Annotated in this window: 13 protein-coding genes; 3 read left to right on the top strand and 10 right to left on the bottom strand. The window is 62.1% G+C overall.

Annotated elements, in window-relative coordinates; genetic code table 11:
• Position 1: 1 nt before the first annotated feature.
• From AB870_RS10015 to rpsB, 6 genes are all read right to left on the bottom strand, one after another.
• Positions 2-811 carry a phosphatidate cytidylyltransferase gene (locus AB870_RS10015; RefSeq protein ID WP_047907879.1) on the bottom strand — a complete coding sequence of 270 codons (810 nt, stop codon included), beginning with the start codon at positions 809-811 and terminating at the stop codon, positions 2-4.
• Entirely contained in the window at positions 811-1,593 is a 783-nt protein-coding gene (gene uppS / locus AB870_RS10010) for a polyprenyl diphosphate synthase (RefSeq protein ID WP_047907878.1), read from the bottom strand. Before uppS ends, AB870_RS10015 begins: the two co-directional genes overlap by 1 nt.
• A gap of 64 nt (positions 1,594-1,657) precedes the next feature.
• Positions 1,658-2,218, bottom strand: coding sequence for a ribosome recycling factor (frr, locus tag AB870_RS10005; RefSeq protein ID WP_047907877.1), 561 nt, complete (start codon positions 2,216-2,218; stop codon positions 1,658-1,660).
• A gap of 87 nt (positions 2,219-2,305) precedes the next feature.
• On the bottom strand, positions 2,306-3,019 hold the full coding sequence (gene pyrH / locus AB870_RS10000) for a UMP kinase (RefSeq protein WP_044455586.1): 714 nt from the start codon (positions 3,017-3,019) through the stop codon (positions 2,306-2,308).
• A gap of 98 nt (positions 3,020-3,117) precedes the next feature.
• Complete coding sequence (gene tsf / locus AB870_RS09995; protein WP_047907876.1) at positions 3,118-3,999, bottom strand: translation elongation factor Ts; 882 nt, start codon at positions 3,997-3,999, stop codon at positions 3,118-3,120.
• Between the two features lie 154 nt (positions 4,000-4,153).
• Complete coding sequence (rpsB, locus tag AB870_RS09990; RefSeq protein WP_039398738.1) at positions 4,154-4,903, bottom strand: 30S ribosomal protein S2; 750 nt, start codon at positions 4,901-4,903, stop codon at positions 4,154-4,156.
• 537 nt (positions 4,904-5,440) lie between these two features.
• On the opposite strand from rpsB, the gene map reads away from it, so the two are divergent.
• The 3 genes from map to AB870_RS09975 all read left to right on the top strand — a co-directional run bounded on the left by map (position 5,441) and on the right by AB870_RS09975 (position 10,612).
• Positions 5,441-6,268: a type I methionyl aminopeptidase gene (gene map / locus AB870_RS09985; RefSeq protein WP_047907875.1), complete on the top strand. Its 828-nt coding sequence runs from the start codon at positions 5,441-5,443 to the stop codon at positions 6,266-6,268.
• Between the two features lie 190 nt (positions 6,269-6,458).
• Entirely contained in the window at positions 6,459-9,023 is a 2,565-nt protein-coding gene (locus tag AB870_RS09980; protein ID WP_047907874.1) for a [protein-PII] uridylyltransferase, read from the top strand.
• Positions 9,020-10,612 carry a pseudouridine synthase gene (locus AB870_RS09975; RefSeq protein WP_047907873.1) on the top strand — a complete coding sequence of 531 codons (1,593 nt, stop codon included), beginning with the start codon at positions 9,020-9,022 and terminating at the stop codon, positions 10,610-10,612. Before AB870_RS09980 ends, AB870_RS09975 begins: the two co-directional genes overlap by 4 nt.
• A 180-nt stretch (positions 10,613-10,792) precedes the next feature.
• Here AB870_RS09975 and def read toward each other — a convergent pair whose 3' ends face one another.
• The 4 genes from def to smc all read right to left on the bottom strand — a co-directional run bounded on the left by def (position 10,793) and on the right by smc (position 18,727).
• Complete coding sequence (gene def, locus AB870_RS09970) at positions 10,793-11,326, bottom strand: peptide deformylase (protein WP_047907872.1); 534 nt, start codon at positions 11,324-11,326, stop codon at positions 10,793-10,795.
• A gap of 16 nt (positions 11,327-11,342) precedes the next feature.
• A complete protein-coding gene (gene ligA, locus AB870_RS09965; protein WP_047907871.1) occupies positions 11,343-13,469 on the bottom strand; it encodes an NAD-dependent DNA ligase LigA in 2,127 nt (708 codons plus the stop codon).
• Positions 13,470-13,642: 173 nt separating this feature from the next.
• Entirely contained in the window at positions 13,643-15,172 is a 1,530-nt protein-coding gene (locus AB870_RS09960) for a cell division protein ZipA C-terminal FtsZ-binding domain-containing protein (RefSeq protein WP_047907870.1), read from the bottom strand.
• A gap of 39 nt (positions 15,173-15,211) precedes the next feature.
• A complete protein-coding gene (gene smc / locus AB870_RS09955) occupies positions 15,212-18,727 on the bottom strand; it encodes a chromosome segregation protein SMC (protein WP_047907869.1) in 3,516 nt (1,171 codons plus the stop codon).
• Positions 18,728-18,762: the final 35 nt, after the last annotated feature.

The raw sequence follows: 18,762 nt of genomic DNA, 5'->3' as shown, positions 1-18,762 counted from the left end.
ATCAGACGAAGAGCAGAGCCAGTGGAAGCACCGGCAGCAATGCGTCGATTCTGTCGAGCACGCCACCATGGCCGGGCAGCAGCGCGCTGGAATCCTTCACGCCGGCCTGCCGCTTGAGTTGAGATTCGAACAAATCGCCCACGACCGAGAAGGCCACCAGCATGGTGAGCGTCAGTGCGCCGACACCCAGCCCCTGCGTACTGGCGAGATGAGACACGATGGTCGGTGCCTGCAAGCCGCTGGCAAGCACGGCCGCCGCTACCGCCAGCACCAGCAACCATCCGCCGACGGCGCCTTCCCAGGACTTTCCGGGACTGATGGACGGCGCCAGCTTGCGCTTGCCGAAGGCGCGCCCGGCGGAATAGGCGCCGGTGTCCGCCAGCCAGACGATCACAAGCACGGAAAGCAGGAACGCCACGCCGCGCTCACGCGCCAGACAAAGTGCCTGCCACGCGGCGATCAGGAGCACGGGACCGGCGACGAGCAACAGGCCGCGCCATGCGCCCTTCGTCGCGGGTCTGCGCGCAAGCGTATAGGGACCGGCCAACACCCAGAAAACGGCGGCCGGCTTGAGCCAGATCGGTGAGAGCATCCATCCGCCCGCCCACGTAAGGCCGACGCCCAGCAGGGCGAGCGCACCGTAGAAGACGGCGCCGGTGCCGTTCAGTCCGACCAGACGGCCCCATTCCCATCCCCCCGCCGCTACGATTACGGCCGCGAGCAATGCGAACTGCGCCGGTGTACCGACGAAGATCACGGGCAACAGAATGGCGAGAAGTACGACAGCGGTAATAACGCGTGTCTTGAGCATCAGGCGGATTGTCCCGAGGGGTTCTGGACTTGCGCGCTGGTACGGCCGAAACGGCGCTCGCGCTGCTGAAACTCTGCAACGGCGCGTTTGAGGGTATTGGCGTTGAAGTCCGGCCAGAATTCTTCGGTGAAATACAGCTCAGTGTACGCCAGTTGCCAAAGCAGAAAATTACTGACGCGCTGATCGCCGCCGGTACGGATGAAGAGATCCGGTTCCGGCGCATAGGCCATGCTCAGATACGGCGCGAGATCGTCCTCCGAGAACGATGTCTCGAGCGCCTCTGCCCCGCCCTGCGCAACACGCGCAGCGGCAAGCTTCCGAGCGGCCTGGAGAATATCCCATCGCCCGCCGTAGTTGGCTGCGATGGTCAATGTGAGACCTTTGTTGTCCTGCGTACGCTCTTCTGCGCGGCGCACGAGTTCCTGAATGCGCGGCTCGAACGCTTCGAGGGCACCGATCACGCGAAGCCGAATACCGTTGCTGTGCAATTTGCCCACTTCACGCTCGAGCGCGAGGATGAACAACTGCATCAGCGTCGAAACCTCATCCTGCGGCCGACGCCAGTTCTCGGAACTGAACGCGAACAGGGTCAGGTATTCGACGCCGAGTTCGGCACACGCGGTCACCGCTTCTCGCACGGCGTCAACGCCCCGCTTATGCCCCGCAACGCGAGGCAATTTACGACTGGTAGCCCAACGCCCGTTGCCGTCCATGACGATGGCAACGTGGCGCGGAATGCTCGCTGTCTCGGGAGCAGAAAGCGTAGAGCTGAGAAAACCCATTGAGATACGGTGCGGGAGTCGAGCGCGAAAGTCTGCGGAGATCTTACGGTGAGTGCCGAAGCACTTAGACCGTCATGATCTCGGCGTCCTTCTGCTTCACCAACTCGTCGATCTCGGCGACGAACTTGTCGGTGAACTTCTGGACGTCGTCACCGCCACGGCGCTCGTCGTCTTCCGAAATTTCCTTGTCCTTCACCAGCTTCTTGAGCTGCTCATTGGCATCGCGACGCAGATTACGCACGGCCACCTTGGCGTTTTCGCCTTCCGACTTGACCAGCTTGGTCATCTCGCGACGACGCTCTTCCGTCAGTTGCGGCATCGGCACGCGAATCAGATCGCCTTGCGTGGCCGGGTTCAGACCGAGGTCCGACTCGCGGATCGCCTTCTCGACCTTGGCAACCATGTTCTTTTCCCACGGTTGCACACCGATCGTGCGGCCATCGACGAGGCTCACGTTGGCAACCTGAGAGATGGGCACCATCGAACCGTAGTAATCGACCTGAACGTGATCGAGCAGGCCCACGTGCGCGCGGCCGGTACGAATCTTCGCCAGGTTGTTCTTGAACGACTCGATCGAGCTCTTCATCTTTTGCTCGACATTCTTCTTGACGTCAGCAACGCTCATGGCAACCTCCAAACCTTGAAATTTGTTACGCAAACATAAATGATACGGCGTCGGCGCGCCAATGCACGCCGACGCCGCAATTTGAACTCAAACGTGGACGAGCGTTCCCTCGTCTTCGCCAAGGATGACGTGCTTGAGCGCACCGGGCTTCACGATCGAGAAAACGCGCACCGGCATCTTCTGATCGCGGCACAGCGCAAAAGCCGTCGCGTCCATGACCTGCAGATTCTTCGAGATCGCCTCGTCGAAGCTGATGGTCGAGTACTTTACCGCGTTCGGGTCCTTCTTGGGGTCGGCCGAGTACACGCCGTCGACCTTGGTCGCCTTGAGCACCACTTCGGCGCCGACTTCCGAACCACGCAACGCCGCGGCCGTATCGGTCGTGAAGAACGGATTACCCGTACCGGCGGCGAAGATCACGACCTTGCCCTCTTCGAGCTGACGGATCGCACGCGGACGAATGTACGGTTCGACAACCTGGTCCATACGCAGCGCGGACTGCACACGCGCTTCGATGCCGGCGTGACGCATGGCGTCTTGCAGCGCCAGCGCGTTCATCATCGTGGCGAGCATCCCCATATAGTCGGCCGTTGCGCGGTCCATACCGGCGGCGCCGCCTGCCACACCCCGGAAGATATTGCCACCGCCGATCACGACGGCCAATTGCGTGCCCAGGCGAACGACTTCGGCGATATCGCCAACCATCCGCTCGATGGTTGCGCGGTTGATGCCGAACGAATCGTCACCCATGAGGGCTTCACCAGAAAGCTTGAGAAGTACGCGTTTGTAAGGAGTAGACATGGCGGTCCTTAAGAAGTCTGGTCGGGCACTGTGGGGGTATTCTGGATGAAACAACGGGGACGGCACCGCCGCCCCCGGGTACTACGGCACTGCGCGAATTACGACTGCTTTGCAGCGGCAACCTGAGCGGCAACTTCAGCAGCGAAGTCGTCCTGCTTCTTCTCGATGCCTTCGCCGACCACGAACATGGTGAAGCCCTTGACCGTGGTGTTGTTGGCCTTGAGCATCTGCTCGACGGTGGCCTTGTCGTCCTTCACATACGTCTGGTTGAACAGCGAGACTTCCTTCAGGAATTTCTGCACGCTGCCTTCCACCATCTTGGCGACGATCTCGGCCGGCTTGCCCGATTCGGCGGCCTTCTCGGCGGCAACTTTGCGTTCCTTCTCGATCAGTTCCGGCGACACCTGATCACCCGACACAGCGACCGGCTTCATGGCGGCAATGTGCATGGCGACGTTCTTGCCGACTTCAGCGTCCGCACCGTCGTACTCGACGACCACGCCGATACGCGTACCGTGCAGGTAAGCGGCCAGCTTGGCCGACGTTTCGTAGCGCTGGAAGCGACGGATCGTCATGTTTTCACCGATCTTGCCGATCAGGTCGGCACGGACCTGGTCGACGGTCTTGCCTTCGAGCGGCAGGGCCGACAGGGCGGCGACGTCGGCCGGGTTTTTCTCGGCGACGAGCTTGGCCAGGTCGTTGGCGAACTTCAGGAAGTCGTCGTTCTTCGAGACGAAGTCGGTTTCGCAGTTGATTTCGACCACGGCTCCCTTGCCGCCGTCGATGTAAGCAGCGATCACGCCTTCGGCGGTGATGCGGCTTGCGGCCTTGCTGGCCTTGCTACCCAGCTTGACACGCAGGATTTCTTCAGCGCGGACCATGTCGCCGTCGGCTTCGGTCAGCGCCTTCTTGCATTCCATCATCGGCGCATCGGTCTTGGCGCGCAGTTCGCCCACCATTGCTGCGGTAATTGCCGGCATATCGTTACTCCTGTATATCGAATCAGTCGGGAGAGACGTCACCCGGGCGGCCTCACTGCCCGCCCCATGGCGATCCGCACACCCGACGCGGGGAAATCGGACTAAAAAAAAGGGGCGCCACAAGCAGCCCCCTTTGTTACGCAGCGGTGGCCGCTTACGCCTCTTCGTTCACTTCGACGAACTCGTCGCCTTCGCCGCGAACGGCTTCAACGACTTCCTTGACGGCGTTCGCACGGCCTTCCAGGATCGCGTCGGCAACACCTTGAACGTACAGCTCGACCGCCTTGCTCGAGTCGTCGTTACCCGGGATCACGTAATCCACACCTTCCGGCGAGTGGTTCGTATCGACCACTGCGATCACCGGAATGCCCAGCTTGTTGGCTTCGGTGATGGCAATCTTGTGATAGCCGACGTCAACGACGAAAATGGCGTCGGGCATACCGCCCATTTCCTTAACGCCACCGATCGACTTTTGCAGCTTGGCCATTTCGCGATCGAACAGCAGCGCTTCCTTCTTGCTCATGCGCTCTTGTTCGCCGGCTTCCAGCGCCTGCTCCATGTCCTTGAGCTTCTTGATCGACGACTTCAGGGTCTTGAAGTTCGTCAGCATGCCGCCCAGCCAACGGTTGTTGACGTAAGGCATGCCGGCACGTGCCGCGGCTTCCGCCACGATGTCACGCGCCTGACGCTTCGTGCCCACGAACAGGATCGTGCCGCGGTTCGCTGCCAGTTGACGCACATACTTCAGCGCGTCCTGGTACATCGGCAACGTCTTTTCGAGGTTGATGATGTGAATCTTGTTGCGATGGCCGAAGATATAGGGGGCCATCTTGGGGTTCCAGAAACGGGTTTGGTGACCAAAGTGGACGCCCGCTTCCAGCATCTGACGCATCGTGACAGACATGTGATTCTCCGTGAGGGTTAGGTCTTAGACCGGCTGCCGTACCCGCTTCGTCAGACTGCCACACAGCTTTGCATGACCCGTCCGCGAAAATCGGGCACCCTGGGTGCGCCGGCCCGCGATTTCAAAATTTCCAAGCCAATGACGACCTTGCCGTCCGAAAACCCCGGGGCGCACCGCTTTTTGGCACCATTTGGCACCATTTGGCACCAAATTGGGGCAAAACACCCCCAAAACCCCGGCGAATTTCGTCAAAACCTGAGGGGAAACCCTCGGCCTTATTGACAACTCGTCCTCGACTTAGCCCGAGATTATAGCATCGGCGTGGGCCGGCACTCAAGCGGCACGTGAACATGCCATGACAGACCGTGAATGCCCGGTTTGCGCGGCTTGCCGGCGGGTTCGACGCCCATTGCGCGACACCGGGCGGAATCACGGCAATTCATCGTCGGAACGCTCCGAAATCCGCGCCGGGCAAGGCCAAAACCTGTCATTGATGCGATAATGCGTCACTGTTTACGCAATTTGTCCCATCCCGCAATGGCCATCACCCTCAAGAATGCCCACGACATTGAAATGATGCGCGTCGCTTGCCGTCTGGCCAGCGAAGTCCTCGACTTCATTACGCCGCACGTGCGAGCCGGCGTCACGACGGGGGAGCTTGACCGCCTCTGCCACGAATACATGGTCAAGGAGCAAGGCACGGTACCGGCGCCGCTGAACTACCAGCCGCCCGGCTACCCGCCCTACCCCAAGGCCACCTGCATCTCCGTGAACGATGTGATCTGTCACGGCATTCCGGGCGACAAGACGCTCAAGAATGGCGATGCGCTGAACATCGACATCACCGTCATCAAGGACGGCTATTTCGGGGACACGAGCCGAATGTTCATCGTGGGTGACGGCACCATTCTCGCAAAGCGTCTGGCCCAGGTGACCTACGAATGCATGTGGCTCGGGATCAATCAGGTTCGTCCGGGGGCCCATCTGGGCGACATCGGCCAGGCGATTCAGACGCATGCCGAGGCGCAGGGATATAGCGTTGTGCGTGAGTACTGCGGGCATGGCATCGGTCAGGTATTTCACGAGGATCCGCAGATTCTGCACTACGGCCGTCAGGGTACCGGCCTCGAATTGCAGGCCGGCATGATTTTCACGATCGAGCCGATGATCAATGCAGGCAAGCGCGAAATTCGTACGATGCCGGACCAGTGGACCGTCAAGACACGCGATCGCAGTCTCTCGGCCCAATGGGAACACACGGTACTGGTGACGGAGACCGGCCATGAGGTGCTCACGCGTTCGGCGCTGACCCCGCCACCGCCGCCGGGCTCGTCGTATGTCACGTCGTTCGCCGCAAGCACCTGAGCGCCCGGATCCGGTTGCGGGCAATATCGGCGACCGTTTGACCGTGTCAGCAGCTTGCATCGGCACCTGACGAGTCCTTGTCGACGGTTTTCGTTAGCTTGTTTTTCATCGACTTTCATCGGTCGACGTTTTACCGGCATGCTCCCGGCCATTGCGGCCTGATTCGTTACACCACCTTCTGGAAGCCGCCATGCACGCACGTGCACACGCCCCGTCTCCGCTACGTCAGGCCCTCAAGGACCGCAAAGCCGAACTCGTCGAGCGCTTTTCCACGCACGGCAAGATCGATGTGCTGCTGCACGGTTTGTGTCACGCGGTCGACCGGTCCATGCGGGAGGCGTGGGCCGAGTACGGGATGCCGGACGACTTTGCCCTGGTCGCGGTCGGCGGATACGGGCGCGGGGAGTTGTACCCGTATTCGGATGTCGACATCCTGTTGTTGCATCGCAACGCCGAGGACGAGGCGCTCATCCAGCACGTTGAGCCTTTTATCGGCTTCCTGTGGGACATTGGCGTCGAGATCGGCTCGTCGGTCCGCACCGTCGACGAGTGCATATCGGAAGCGCACGCCGACATCACGGTACAGACGAGTCTGCTCGAATCCCGTCTTCTCGCGGGCAATCAGGCGCTTTTCGACGAGTTCCAGCAGCGCTTTTCGGCTGATCTCGACCCACTCGCTTTTTTCCGCAGCAAACAGCTGGAGATTCGCCAGCGGCACGCGAAGTATCAGGACACGCCGTACAGTCTTGAACCAAACTGCAAGGAAAGTCCGGGTGGGCTGCGCGACCTTCAGGTCATTTTGTGGATGACGAAGGCGGCAGGTCTCGGCAACAGTTGGACCGAGTTGTCTGCTCGCGACCTGTTGACCGACCGCGAGCTCAAGGAGCTGAGGCGCAATGAGCAGTTCCTGAAAGGTTTGCGTGCGCGATTGCATTTGCTCGCGCGACGCCGTCAGGATGTGCTCGTGTTCGATCTTCAGACCGCGCTGGCCCAAAGCCTGGGCTTCGAGGCGACGACGACGAAACGCGCCAGCGAACAACTCATGCGCCGATACTACTGGGCGGCGAAAGCCGTCACTCAGTTGAACACGGTGCTGTTGCTGAATGTCGAGGCGCGGCTGTTCCCTCAGACCAGTGGCGTGACCCGCGTGATCAACGAGCGCTTCGTCGAAAAGCAGGGAATGATCGAGATCGTGGACGACGGGCTTTACGAGCGTCATCCGAATGCAATCCTCGAGACGTTCCTGCTATATGAGCAGGTCGTCGGTGTGAAGGGCCTCTCGGCACGAACGCTGCGCGCGCTGTATAACGCGCGTGAATCGATGAACGCGCAGTGGCGCTCCGATCCCGAGAACCGACGCACATTCCTGGAAATTCTTCAGCAGCCGCAGGGCATCACCCACGCCTTGCGGCTGATGAATCAGACCAGCGTGCTGGGTCGCTATCTGATCAACTTCCGCCGAGTGGTCGGTCAGATGCAGCACGATCTGTATCACGTCTACACCGTTGATCAGCACATTCTGATGGTCGTGCGAAACATTCGCCGCTTCGCGGTGGCGGAGCATACGCACGAATATCCGTTTTGCAGCCAACTGATCGCAAACTTCGACCGGCCGTGGGTGCTCACGATTGCCGCGCTCTTTCACGACATTGCGAAGGGGCGCGGCGGCGACCACTCCACGCTGGGCATGGTCGACGCGCGTACCTTCTGCACCCGGCACGGCATCAGCAAGGAAGACACCGAACTGATCGTCTGGCTCGTGGGTGAGCATCTGACGATGAGCACAGTCGCGCAGAAACAGGATACGACCGACCCGGAAGTCATCCGCCGCTTCGCGGAGAAGGTGGAAAACGAGCGGCGTCTGACGGCCTTGTATCTTTTGACGGTCGCGGACATTCGAGGCACCAGTCCGAAGGTCTGGAATGCCTGGAAGGGAAAGCTGCTCGAAGATCTTTATCGTCTGACGTTGCAAGTGCTGGGCGGCGCGAACCCCGATCCGCATTCGCAACTGAAAACGCGCAAGGAAGAAGCGCTCGGATTGCTGCGTTTGTACACGGTGCCCGAACGTGCGCAGGAAGCGCTCTGGAACACGTTGGATGTCGCGTATTTCCTGCGCAATGATCCGGCGGACGTCGCATGGCAGACGCGACATTTGTGGCGTCATGTCGACAGCGCATCACCGATCGTCAAAGCGCGTCCGTCTCCAATTGGCGAAGGCCTGCAAGTGCTGGTCTATGTGCGCGATCAGGTCGATTTATTCGCTCGCATTTGCGGCTATTTCGAGCGCAAGGGCTTGTCGATTCTCGACGCCAAGGTGCACACGACAAGCCATGGTTTCGCTCTCGACAGCTTCCTGCTGACCGACCCTGGGCTGGACACCAGCTATCGAGACATCATCAATCTGGTGGAAAGTGAACTGGTGTCGCTGCTAACGAAAGCGGAACCGCTGGCGGAGCCGAACAAGGGTCGCCTGCCACGACGCTCGCGCAGTTTCCCGGTCACACCGCGCGTCGATTTACGGCCCGACGAGCGCGGCCAGTACTACCTGCTGTCGGTGTCGGCCAACGACCGCACCGGTCTGCTATACGCGGTCGCTCGCGTGCTTGCGCGTCATGGCGTCAGTGTGCGAACCGCCCGCATCAATACCCTCGGCGAACGTGTCGAAGATACGTTCCTGCTCGATGGCAGCCGTTTGCAGGATAGCCGTCTGCAAATTGCCGTTGAGACCGAATTACTCGAAGCATTGGAACCATGAGCGATACCCCGCGCGCCAAACTGAGCGCCAAACATCCCCGCACCCTCGACAAGACCCGCGCCCCCGTGCGCTCGTCCGGCGCGTTGCGTCGTCCGACCAAATCGGTGCCCGCGTCCATGCTCGATGCCAGCGGCGTGAAAAAGAAGGTAGCCGGCAAGCCGGCTCGTCCGCGTCCGGTGGAGGACGCAGCAACGCCGGGAGGCGTACGTCGTCCCGGCGGCAGCGGCGGCGCATCCCGCAAGCCGGTTGGCGGCGGTACCCCTTACGAGAAGCGCCAGACAGGGGAACGCCCGCCGGCACGTGGTCAGCGCGAGCGTGTGGCAGGGGCTCGCCCTGCCCGCTTCGAGGACGAGTCCCGTGCACGTCGCAGCACCGAGGGGGGCGCACGCGGCAACTTCGACAACCGAGCACCGCGTCGCTTCGAGGACGACCGTCCGCGTCGCAGCATCGAGGGTAGCGCACGCGGCAACTTCGACAACCGCGCACCGCGTCGCTTCGAGAACGACCGTCCGCGTCGCAGCATCGAGGGTAGCGCACGCGGCAACTTCGACAACCGAGCACCGCGTCGCTTCGAGGACGACCGTCCGCGTCGCAGCACGGAGGGTAGCGCAAGCGGCAACTTCGACAACCGCGCACCGCGTCGCTTCGGGGACGACCGTCCGCGTCGCAGCACCGAAGGGGGTGCACGCGGCAACTTCGATAACCGCGCACCGCGTGGCCGTTTCAGTCGCGATGAGGGGAACAAACCGGCGCAACGTTCCGCGCGTCCTGCACGGGCACCGCGCGTTGAACGTGACGATGACGACGACATCAAGATTCATCACGATGCCGCCGGGTCGCTGCGTCTGTCCAAGCGCATGTCCGAGTTGGGCCTTTGCTCGCGCCGCGAGGCCGACGAGTGGATCGCCAAGGGCTGGGTGCGTGTCGACGGCAAAGTCGTAAAGGAACTCGGCACAAAAATTCTGCCAACGCAGGAAATTACCGTCGTTCAGGCAGCGCAAAAGGAACAGGCCAATCGAGTGACCATCCTGTTGCACAAGCCCGTGGGCTACGTCTCCGGCCAAGCCGAAGATGGCTACGACCCTGCCGTCGTGCTCGTCACGAGCGAACATCATTGGGCAGAAGACGACGCCGGTGTACGCTTCTCGCCTTCGCACCTGCGCAGCCTTGCACCCGCCGGACGCCTCGACATCGACTCGACCGGCCTGCTGGTGCTCACACAAGACGGTAGCATCGCCAAGCAACTGATCGGCGAAGATTCGGACATCGAGAAGGAATACCTCGTGCGCGTCTCGTACAACGAGCACACGCAGAACGTACAGGCACACTTCCCGGCCGACCGTTTGGCACTGCTGCGCCATGGCCTCGAACTTGACGACCAACCGCTCAAGCCCGCGCAAGTCGAGTGGCAGAACCCGGAGCAACTGCGCTTCGTGCTCAAGGAGGGCAAGAAGCGCCAGATCCGTCGAATGTGCGAATTGGTCGGTCTGCATGTAACCGGCCTCAAACGTGTGCGCATGGGGCGCATCACCCTCGGCAATCTCCCGGTCGGTGAATGGCGCTACCTGCGTGCTGGCGAGGGCTTCTGAGTCGACACCGGTTCATCGCGAACTTGGCCATGAAAAAACCCCCAAGGGTTGGACTTATGTCCAACGATTGGGGGTCACTTCATCAAGGCGAGCTTTCTGCATCCGTACCGGTCGAAACACTCGCATAGCCTCAGGAATCACAAAACACACTATGACGCCGTCGATCCATCGATCGACTCATCAATCGTCGCTGTTCGGATCCAGTCCCGGGAAGAGAATCTCGGTAAATCCGAACTTGCTGAAATCGGTAATGCGCATCGGATACAACTTGCCGATCAGGTGATCGCATTCGTGCTGAACCACTCGGGCGTGGAACCCTTCCGCTACGCGATCGATGGCATGGCCATGTTGATCGAACCCTTCGTAACGCAGCATCGAATAGCGGTTGACCATACCCCTCAGGCCTGGCACCGACAGGCATCCCTCCCATCCCTCTTCCATATCCTGCGTGAGCGGCGTGATGGTCGGATTGATGAGCACCGTCTCCGGGACTTCCGGCGCGTCCGGGTAGCGTTCGTTGTGTTCGAAGCCAAAGATCACCACTTGCAGATCGACACCGATCTGCGGCGCGGCAAGCCCGGCCCCGTTCGCATGCTTCATGGTTTCGAACATGTCGGCGATGAGCTCGTCCAGCTCGGGAGTGCCGAATTGTTCGACGGGTTTGGCGATACGCAGCAAGCGCGGATCGCCCATCTTCAAAATGTCGCGAATCATCGGTTGGGTCCTCACATCAAAGCGCGGCCAGCATCGCGCGCATAGCGTCCTCGTCGAGCACCGGCACACCCAGCGCCTCGGCCTTCGCCAACTTGCTGCCCGCTTCCGCGCCCGCCACAACGTAATCGGTTTTCGCAGAAACAGACCCGGCAACCTTCGCGCCCTGTGCCTCCAGCATGGCTTTCGCCTCGTCGCGAGAAAGCGTGGGAAGCGTGCCCGTCAGCACGAACGTTTTGCCTGCCAACGGCAGCGGCGCCACGGCCTCGGGATCCGACTCCGGCCATGTGACACCGGCCGCCCGCAGTTGCTCGATCACTTCGACATTATGATCTTCGCAGAAGAAATTGTTGATCGACTCCGCCACAATGGGTCCGACGTCCGGCACGGCAAGCAGTTCCGCGAGGTCGGAATCGCGCCTGCATACGCCGATCAGGTTGTCGAGCTTGCCGAAATGGCGCGCCAGATCCTTTGCCGTCGCCTCGCCGACATGGCGAATGCCCAATGCGAAGATAAAACGCGCCAGCGTGGTGTGGCGCGCCGCTTCGAGCGCCGCCACGAGATTGGACGCGGACTTGTCGGCCATCCGGTCAAGCGCCGCCAGCTTCGCTACGCCAAGCTTGAACAAGTCGGCCGGGGTCCGAATGATCTGTTGATCGACGAGTTGTTCGACCAATTTGTCACCCAGCCCCTCGATATCGAGCGCACGACGTTGCGCGAAATGCAGCAGCGCCTGTTTGCGCTGTGCCGCACAAATCAGGCCGCCTGTGCATCGGGCAATCGCCTCGTCCGGCAATTTCTCGATGGCCGATCCGCACACGGGGCACGCGCTCGGCATGACGAAGGCCCGGGCATCGGCCGGGCGACGATCCAACACCGATCCCACGACCTCGGGAATCACATCGCCCGCGCGGCGAACGACGACCGTGTCGCCGATCATCACGTCCTTGCGGCGAATCTCGTCCTCGTTGTGCAGCGTGGCGTTCGTCACCGTCGCCCCCCCCACAAATACCGGCGCGAGACGGGCCACCGGCGTAATGGCGCCGGTACGGCCGACCTGAACCTCGATGTCCAACAGTGTGGTCAACGCTTCCTGTGCAGGGAATTTGTGCGCGAGCGCGAAACGCGGCGCACGCGAGACGAATCCGAGCCGATCCTGCTCGTCGCGGCGATTGACCTTGTACACAACGCCATCGATGTCGTAAGGCAGCGATGCCCGCGCCTCGCCGGCTTCACGATAAAACTTCAGCAGCCCTTGTGCCCCCTTCACGACTTCGCGCCGGTCGTTCACCGGAATGCCCAACGTGACGTACCAATCGAGCAAACCCGAATGCGTCTCGGGCATCGGCACCCCGACCAGTTCGCCTACGCCGTAGGCAAAAAAAGAAAGTGGGCGCTTGGCCGTGATTTTCGAGTCGAGTTGACGCAGGCTGCCTGCCGCCGCATTGCGCGGGTTGACGAACACTTTCTCGCCGGCAGCTTCCTGCGCCCGATTCAACCTGTCGAAGTCGGCGCGGAACATGAGCACTTCGCCGCGCACCTCCAGCACCTCGGGCGGATGGTCCGTTTCGAGCTTCAGCGGGATCTTCTTGATCGTGCGGATATTCGCGGTGACGTCCTCGCCCGTCGTGCCATCGCCGCGCGTCGCAGCCTGCACCAGCACGCCGTGTTCGTAACGCAACGCGATCGCCAATCCGTCAAACTTCAACTCCGCAGCATATTCGACTGGCGCATCGGGCGAACCGAACAAATCGCCGGACGACGCATTCGGGGCGGCGAGCTCGCGCAATCCATCCGACACACGACGATCGAAGGCTTCGACATCCTCGTCTTCAAAACCGTTGTTCAGCGAGAGCATGGGCACGCGGTGCACGACCGGCGCAAATCCCTCCACGGGCTTGCCGCCGACCCGCTGCGTCGGCGAGTCGGGACGCTGCAACTCGGGAAAGTTGCTTTCCAGCGCGGCGAGTTCGCCAAACAGGCGGTCGTACTCGGCATCGGGAATGAGCGGCGCGTCGTCTTCGTAATACGCGCGGTTGTGGCGCGCCAGTTCGATGCGCAGTTCGGCGGCACGTTGTGCTGCTGCCGTAGCGTCGGCGGCCGTATGGGCATTCGCGCCCTGACCCGGAACGGAAGTTTGGGACATGCGTGCAAGACTCGGGATACGAGAAGTCAGAACATTATGCCTTCGACATACGCCTATGGGCGCCATCGATAGGTGTAATCAATCGGAACAAAAACGCCGCTCACCCAACGGTGAACGGCGTGCATCGAACGCGGTGCGCAACAAGATCGCCCCTGCCGCGTACCGCCTTGAATTTACTGGCTGAACAGGCGGCGCGTGACCGGCGAACCGGCGGGCAACCCCCGTGCCTCAAGGCGTTCGTAGAGCTTGAGCAACTGTTTGTCGACGTTTTGCAGCGCAGCATCGGAGAGCGGACGACGCTGATCGTCCACGACGCGGCCACCGATACGCTGTCCGATCGAACGCGCGTAGTCGCACATCAGCCGGAACGGCAACAGGTCCTCGTCGGCGACCGGCACGTCGAGCAGCATGGTGATGAGGTCACCGCCCTTGTACGTCAGGTCGTCTCGCAGGAAGTTGGTGTCGCCGAATTGCAGCATGAACACCGGATTCTGACGCGCATCGAGCTTCACGAACCGCATACCGTCGCGCGAGAGGAGCAAGCCGTCCTGCGTGGCAACTGCCTGAACGTAGTTCGCCGACCACGGGGCGCCGTCCGACAGCACGTTGACCGACAGTTGCGCGTCGCACTGCGCGGCAAAGCCGTCGAGTTCGCGGCCACGCGCGACCGTCTCCATCATGTCCGGCAACTCCGGCAGGGCATCCACGGCGTCGGCCAGCGTTTGAACGAGATTCGAAAACTCGGAGAATTCGACCTCATTCAACGCCCCCGCGCGATTGGCCAGTTGTACGGCCATGCGCAACTGGTGATAGCGTCCGCCCGTGCGAATGGGTTCCCAGACCGAGCTTTCGTCCAGGCGGCCTTCGACATTGACCGGCTTGCTGCCTGCACGACGCATCCGTACCGTGAGGGGCATCAGGCGCTCCGCGGCCACCATGTTCGCCAACGGCAATTCGACGATGCAATCGATGCGCTCGTCGATGATCGACGGCGGGCCGCTCGGCGTTGCGGAGCGGGCAGCGGCTACCGGCGCAGTGGCTACCGCGGACGGCACGGACGATGCCGGACCGGCCGATGCCGACGGCGCCGCTTCGGCAGCAGCCTCGCCGCCCGGCCGGGCAGCGGCATCCGGGAGGTCCAGCGCCCCCGCTGCCGCGGCCGCAGCGCCCGCAGTCGCTGCATCGACGGTGTCGTCGGCAGCAAGCTCGGCATCGACGCGTGCTACGGCGCTGGCCACGGCGGCCTCCTGTGATTCGTGAGACGGATCGTCATCGCCAGGCTGGCGTGCAGGCGAAGCTTCGGCGACGACACCCGGCTCGCCGCCATCCGCCCCCTCGGCAGCGGCACGCGCAGCGGCTTCCTGCGCGGCGCGCTTGCGTGCGGCAGGCGGCGCATCCCAGGCATCTTCGTTGATCGCAAAGGCATCCTGCACCGACGTACCGGCGGTTGCCGGTCCCAGCGTCGGTTCACGGCGCTCAACCGAGTGCGCAGGCACGCGCGGCGGCGAAAGCGTGGGTTCGATGAACGGACGGTCGTCATCGGCGTCAGGGGCGCCGACATTTGTGTCGATGTCCGCACCATCGACCGGCATGCGACGCGGTATGCGCGCGCGTGCCTTGCTGCCTTGCCAGGCGTTATAGGCGACCACCCCCAGCAGTACCACTACCCCTGCGGCAATCAAGCTCAGCTGCAGTTCATTCATGCGCGGCGTTCCTCTCTCTTCTCCATCGTGGGCGCGGGGTCAGGCGATCTCGGCCAGATTGATCGCAGACTCCATGTCCACCGCCACGATCCGCGACACCCCCTGTTCCTGCATGGTGACGCCGATGAGTTGATTGGCCATTTCCATTGCGATTTTGTTATGCGAAATAAATACGAATTGGGTACGGTCCGACATGCGCGCCACCATTTTGGCGTAACGCTCGGTGTTTGCGTCGTCGAGCGGCGCGTCCACCTCGTCAAGCAGGCAGAACGGCGCAGGATTGAGCTGGAACATCCCGAACACCAGTGCAATGGCCGTGAGCGCCTTCTCACCACCAGACAGCAAATGAATCGTGGAGTTCTTCTTGCCCGGCGGTTGTGCCATGACCTGCACGCCGGCATCGAGAATTTCGTCGCCGGTCATGATGAGCTTCGCCTGCCCGCCGCCAAACAGCATCGGGAACAGTTCGCCGAAATGCTTGTTCACTTCGTCGAACGTGCCTTGCAGCAACACGCGCGTTTCTTCGTCGATCTTGCGGATGGCGCCTTCGAGCGTTTCGATGGCGTCGTTCAGGTCAGCCGATTGGGCGTCGAGGAAGACCTTGCGCTCGCGCGCCGTCTCCAGCTCTTCGAGCGCGGCCATGTTCACCGGACCGAGCGCGTTGATCGCGTTATTGATGCGCGTGACTTCGCCTTGCAGGTACGACGGCTTCATGTCCGGCGTGAGCTTGGCCGAAAGCGCCTGCTCATCGACTTCGGCGGCCGTAAGCTGCTCCACGAACTGCTCGCGATTGAGTCGCGCTGCCTGCTCCTTCAACTGCAATTCCGTGATGCGCTCGCGCAGCGGCTGCAAGCCGCGCTCGGCCGCCAGACGCTCCTCGTCGCTCTGGCGCAGTTTCTGCGTCAGTGCGTCGAGTTCGATTCGTGCGGCCCCAAGAATTTCCTCCTTCTCGGCGCGCAATTCGAGCGCGTCCTGCAAACCGTTTTCGGCCGTTTGTTCGGTGATCTGCGCCAGTTCGGCCTGCGCCTGCTCGATCGAGACGACCAGACGCTCGGCTTGTTCGAGTGCCGTCTGAATATTGCGGCGATGCTCGTCGATCTTGCTCGCGATGCCCTTCTGGGCGTAAGACGCTTCCTGCGCCAGACGTTCAAGCTCGCGCGCCCGGTTGCGCGCATCCGACAACTGACTGTCGAGCGACTCGAATTCGAGCTGACCGTCTTCGAACGTCGCCTGCAACTCGGCCAGACGGGCATCGCTTTGCTCGAAATTGGCCTCCGATTCGGCGCGCATTGCCAGTTGTTCTTCGATCTGTGCAGCGATTTCACGCAGTTCTTCATCGATCTGCGTGCTGCGCGCGTTGTAGCGCTCATAGGCCTGCGTGAGCTTGAGCACTTCCATCTGCAACGCGTGAACACGCTGCGTGGCACGCTCGGCCCGACCGCGCACTTCGGTCAGCGACTGCGCAGCCTGACTGTATGCCGCCTCCGCACGCACCGCGGCCGACTTCGCTTCGTCCGAGAGCAAGGCCTGCGCGCGCAGTTGCTTGCCCAGATTCTCGATTTCCTGCTGGCGCGCGAGCAGGCCGGCCTGCTCCGAATCCGCCGCGTAAAGCTGCACGCCGACACGCGTGACCTGATGGCCCGCCTTGACGACGATCGACGCGCCTTCGGGCAACTGTGCACGCGCGACCATGGCCTGTGCCAGATCGTCGGCTACGAAAATCTGACCCAGCCACTCCTGCAAGACCGCGCGCAGGCCCGGGTCGTCGATACGCAAAAGAGACAGCAACGGGCGCAGCGAAGCGGGCGATTCCGGCGTACGGGCCGCAGGCGGCGGTGAATAGAACGCCAGCTTGGCCGGTGGTGCGTCGCTTGCGAACGCCTTGACCCAGTCGAGATTGCTGATTTCCAGCGCGGCAAGACGCTCGCGTAACACCGATTCGAGCGCGCTCTCCCACCCCGGCTCGATGTGCAGCTTCTTCCACAGACGCGGCAATTGCCCCAACTCGTGCTTGTCGAGCCACGGCTGAACCTTGCCTTCGGTCTGAACACTTTCCTGAAGCTGCTTGAGCGCGGCCAGACGCGCTTCGAGCTGAGCGATCGTCGCGGCTTCGGACTGGACCCGGGCCTGCGCCTCGGCGCGCTCGGCTTCCAGTCGCGGCAAGCGCTCCTGCGCGTCGGCCAGTTCGGCTTGCGCGTCTTCGAGCATCGCCTGATGTTCGGCGAGGTCGGCGCGCTGCATTTCCAGTTCGGCCTCATCGGGCCGGTCGAGCCCGCGCGCCTCGCCCTGCAAACGCTCCTGACGCTGCTGCAACTGCTGCAATGCCTGATCGGCATTTCGCTGGTGCGCCGCTTCAAGTTTCAGATTCTGCTCGACCTGCGCGATCTCGCTGCGTTGTTCGTTGAGCCGGTTCTGCGCGTCGCGCCAGCCCGCTTCCAGGGCAGGCAGCGCCTCGTTCTGGTCCGCTGCCTGATCCTGCGCCGTCGCAGCGCGCTCTTCCGCGATGATGAGTTCTTCTTCCGCGAGCGCGAGCGCTTCTTCCGACTGCGCCGAGCGCGCCTGCCACTGCTCGCGCTGCGAGGTGAGCGCCGCGAGTTGGGCCTGTACACGGTTGCGCGACTCGACGACGTAGCGAATTTCGGCTTCGAGACGACTCACTTCGGAGTTCGCCTCGTACATCGCGCTTTGCGCGGCCTGCACCGCGTCGGTGGCCGTGTAATGCGCCGCACGCAGGGTTTCGAGATCGGCTTCCGAACCGCGCAAGCGCGCCATCTGCGCTTCGAGGTCGACCTGTGCCGATTCGATGGCACGCTGCTGGCGCTCCTGCTCGTTTTGCGCTTCGTTTTTGCGCAGCAGCCAGAGAAGCTGCTGCTTTTCCTCGCCGTCGCGCTGCAAGTCCTTGAATCGATTGGCGACGACGGCCTGCGATTCAAGCTTTTCGAGATTGGTGCCGAGTTCGCGCAGAATGTCCTCGACGCGCGTAAGGTTTTCACGCGTGTCCTGCAAACGGTTCTCCGTCTCGCGCCGGCGCTCCTTGTATTTCGAGACGCCCGCCGCTTCTTCGAGGAACACACGCAGCTCTTCCGGCTTCGCCTCGATGATGCGCGAAATCATCCCCTGCCCGATGATGGCGTAAGCACGGGGCCCGAGGCCGGTACCCAGGAAGATGTCCTGAATATCGCGACGACGGGCCGGCAGGTTGTTGATGTAGTAACTGGAAGTGCCGTCGCGCGTGAGCACGCGCTTGACGGCGATTTCGGCGTACTGGCTCCACTGCCCGGCGGCGCGCCCGGCGCTGTTGTCGAACACCAGTTCGACGCTCGCGCGGCTCGCCTGCTTGCGCGCAGTCGATCCGTTGAAGATCACGTCCTGCATCGATTCACCGCGCAGCTCCGAGGCGCGCGACTCGCCGAGCACCCAGCGCACGGCATCGATGATGTTGGATTTTCCGCACCCGTTCGGGCCGACGATCCCGACCAACTGGCCGGGGACCGCAAAGTTCGTCGGATCGACGAAGGATTTGAAGCCAGCGAGTTTGATGGATGTCAGACGCACGGCAGGTTCGCTTTATCGGTCATTGAATGATGGGA

It is taken from the genome of Pandoraea faecigallinarum, assembly GCF_001029105.3.
In the GTDB taxonomy this organism is placed as follows: Bacteria; Pseudomonadota; Gammaproteobacteria; order Burkholderiales; family Burkholderiaceae; genus Pandoraea; species Pandoraea faecigallinarum.
Note: the sequence above shows the minus strand (reverse complement) of the source record. Positions and strands in the feature narration are given on the sequence as shown.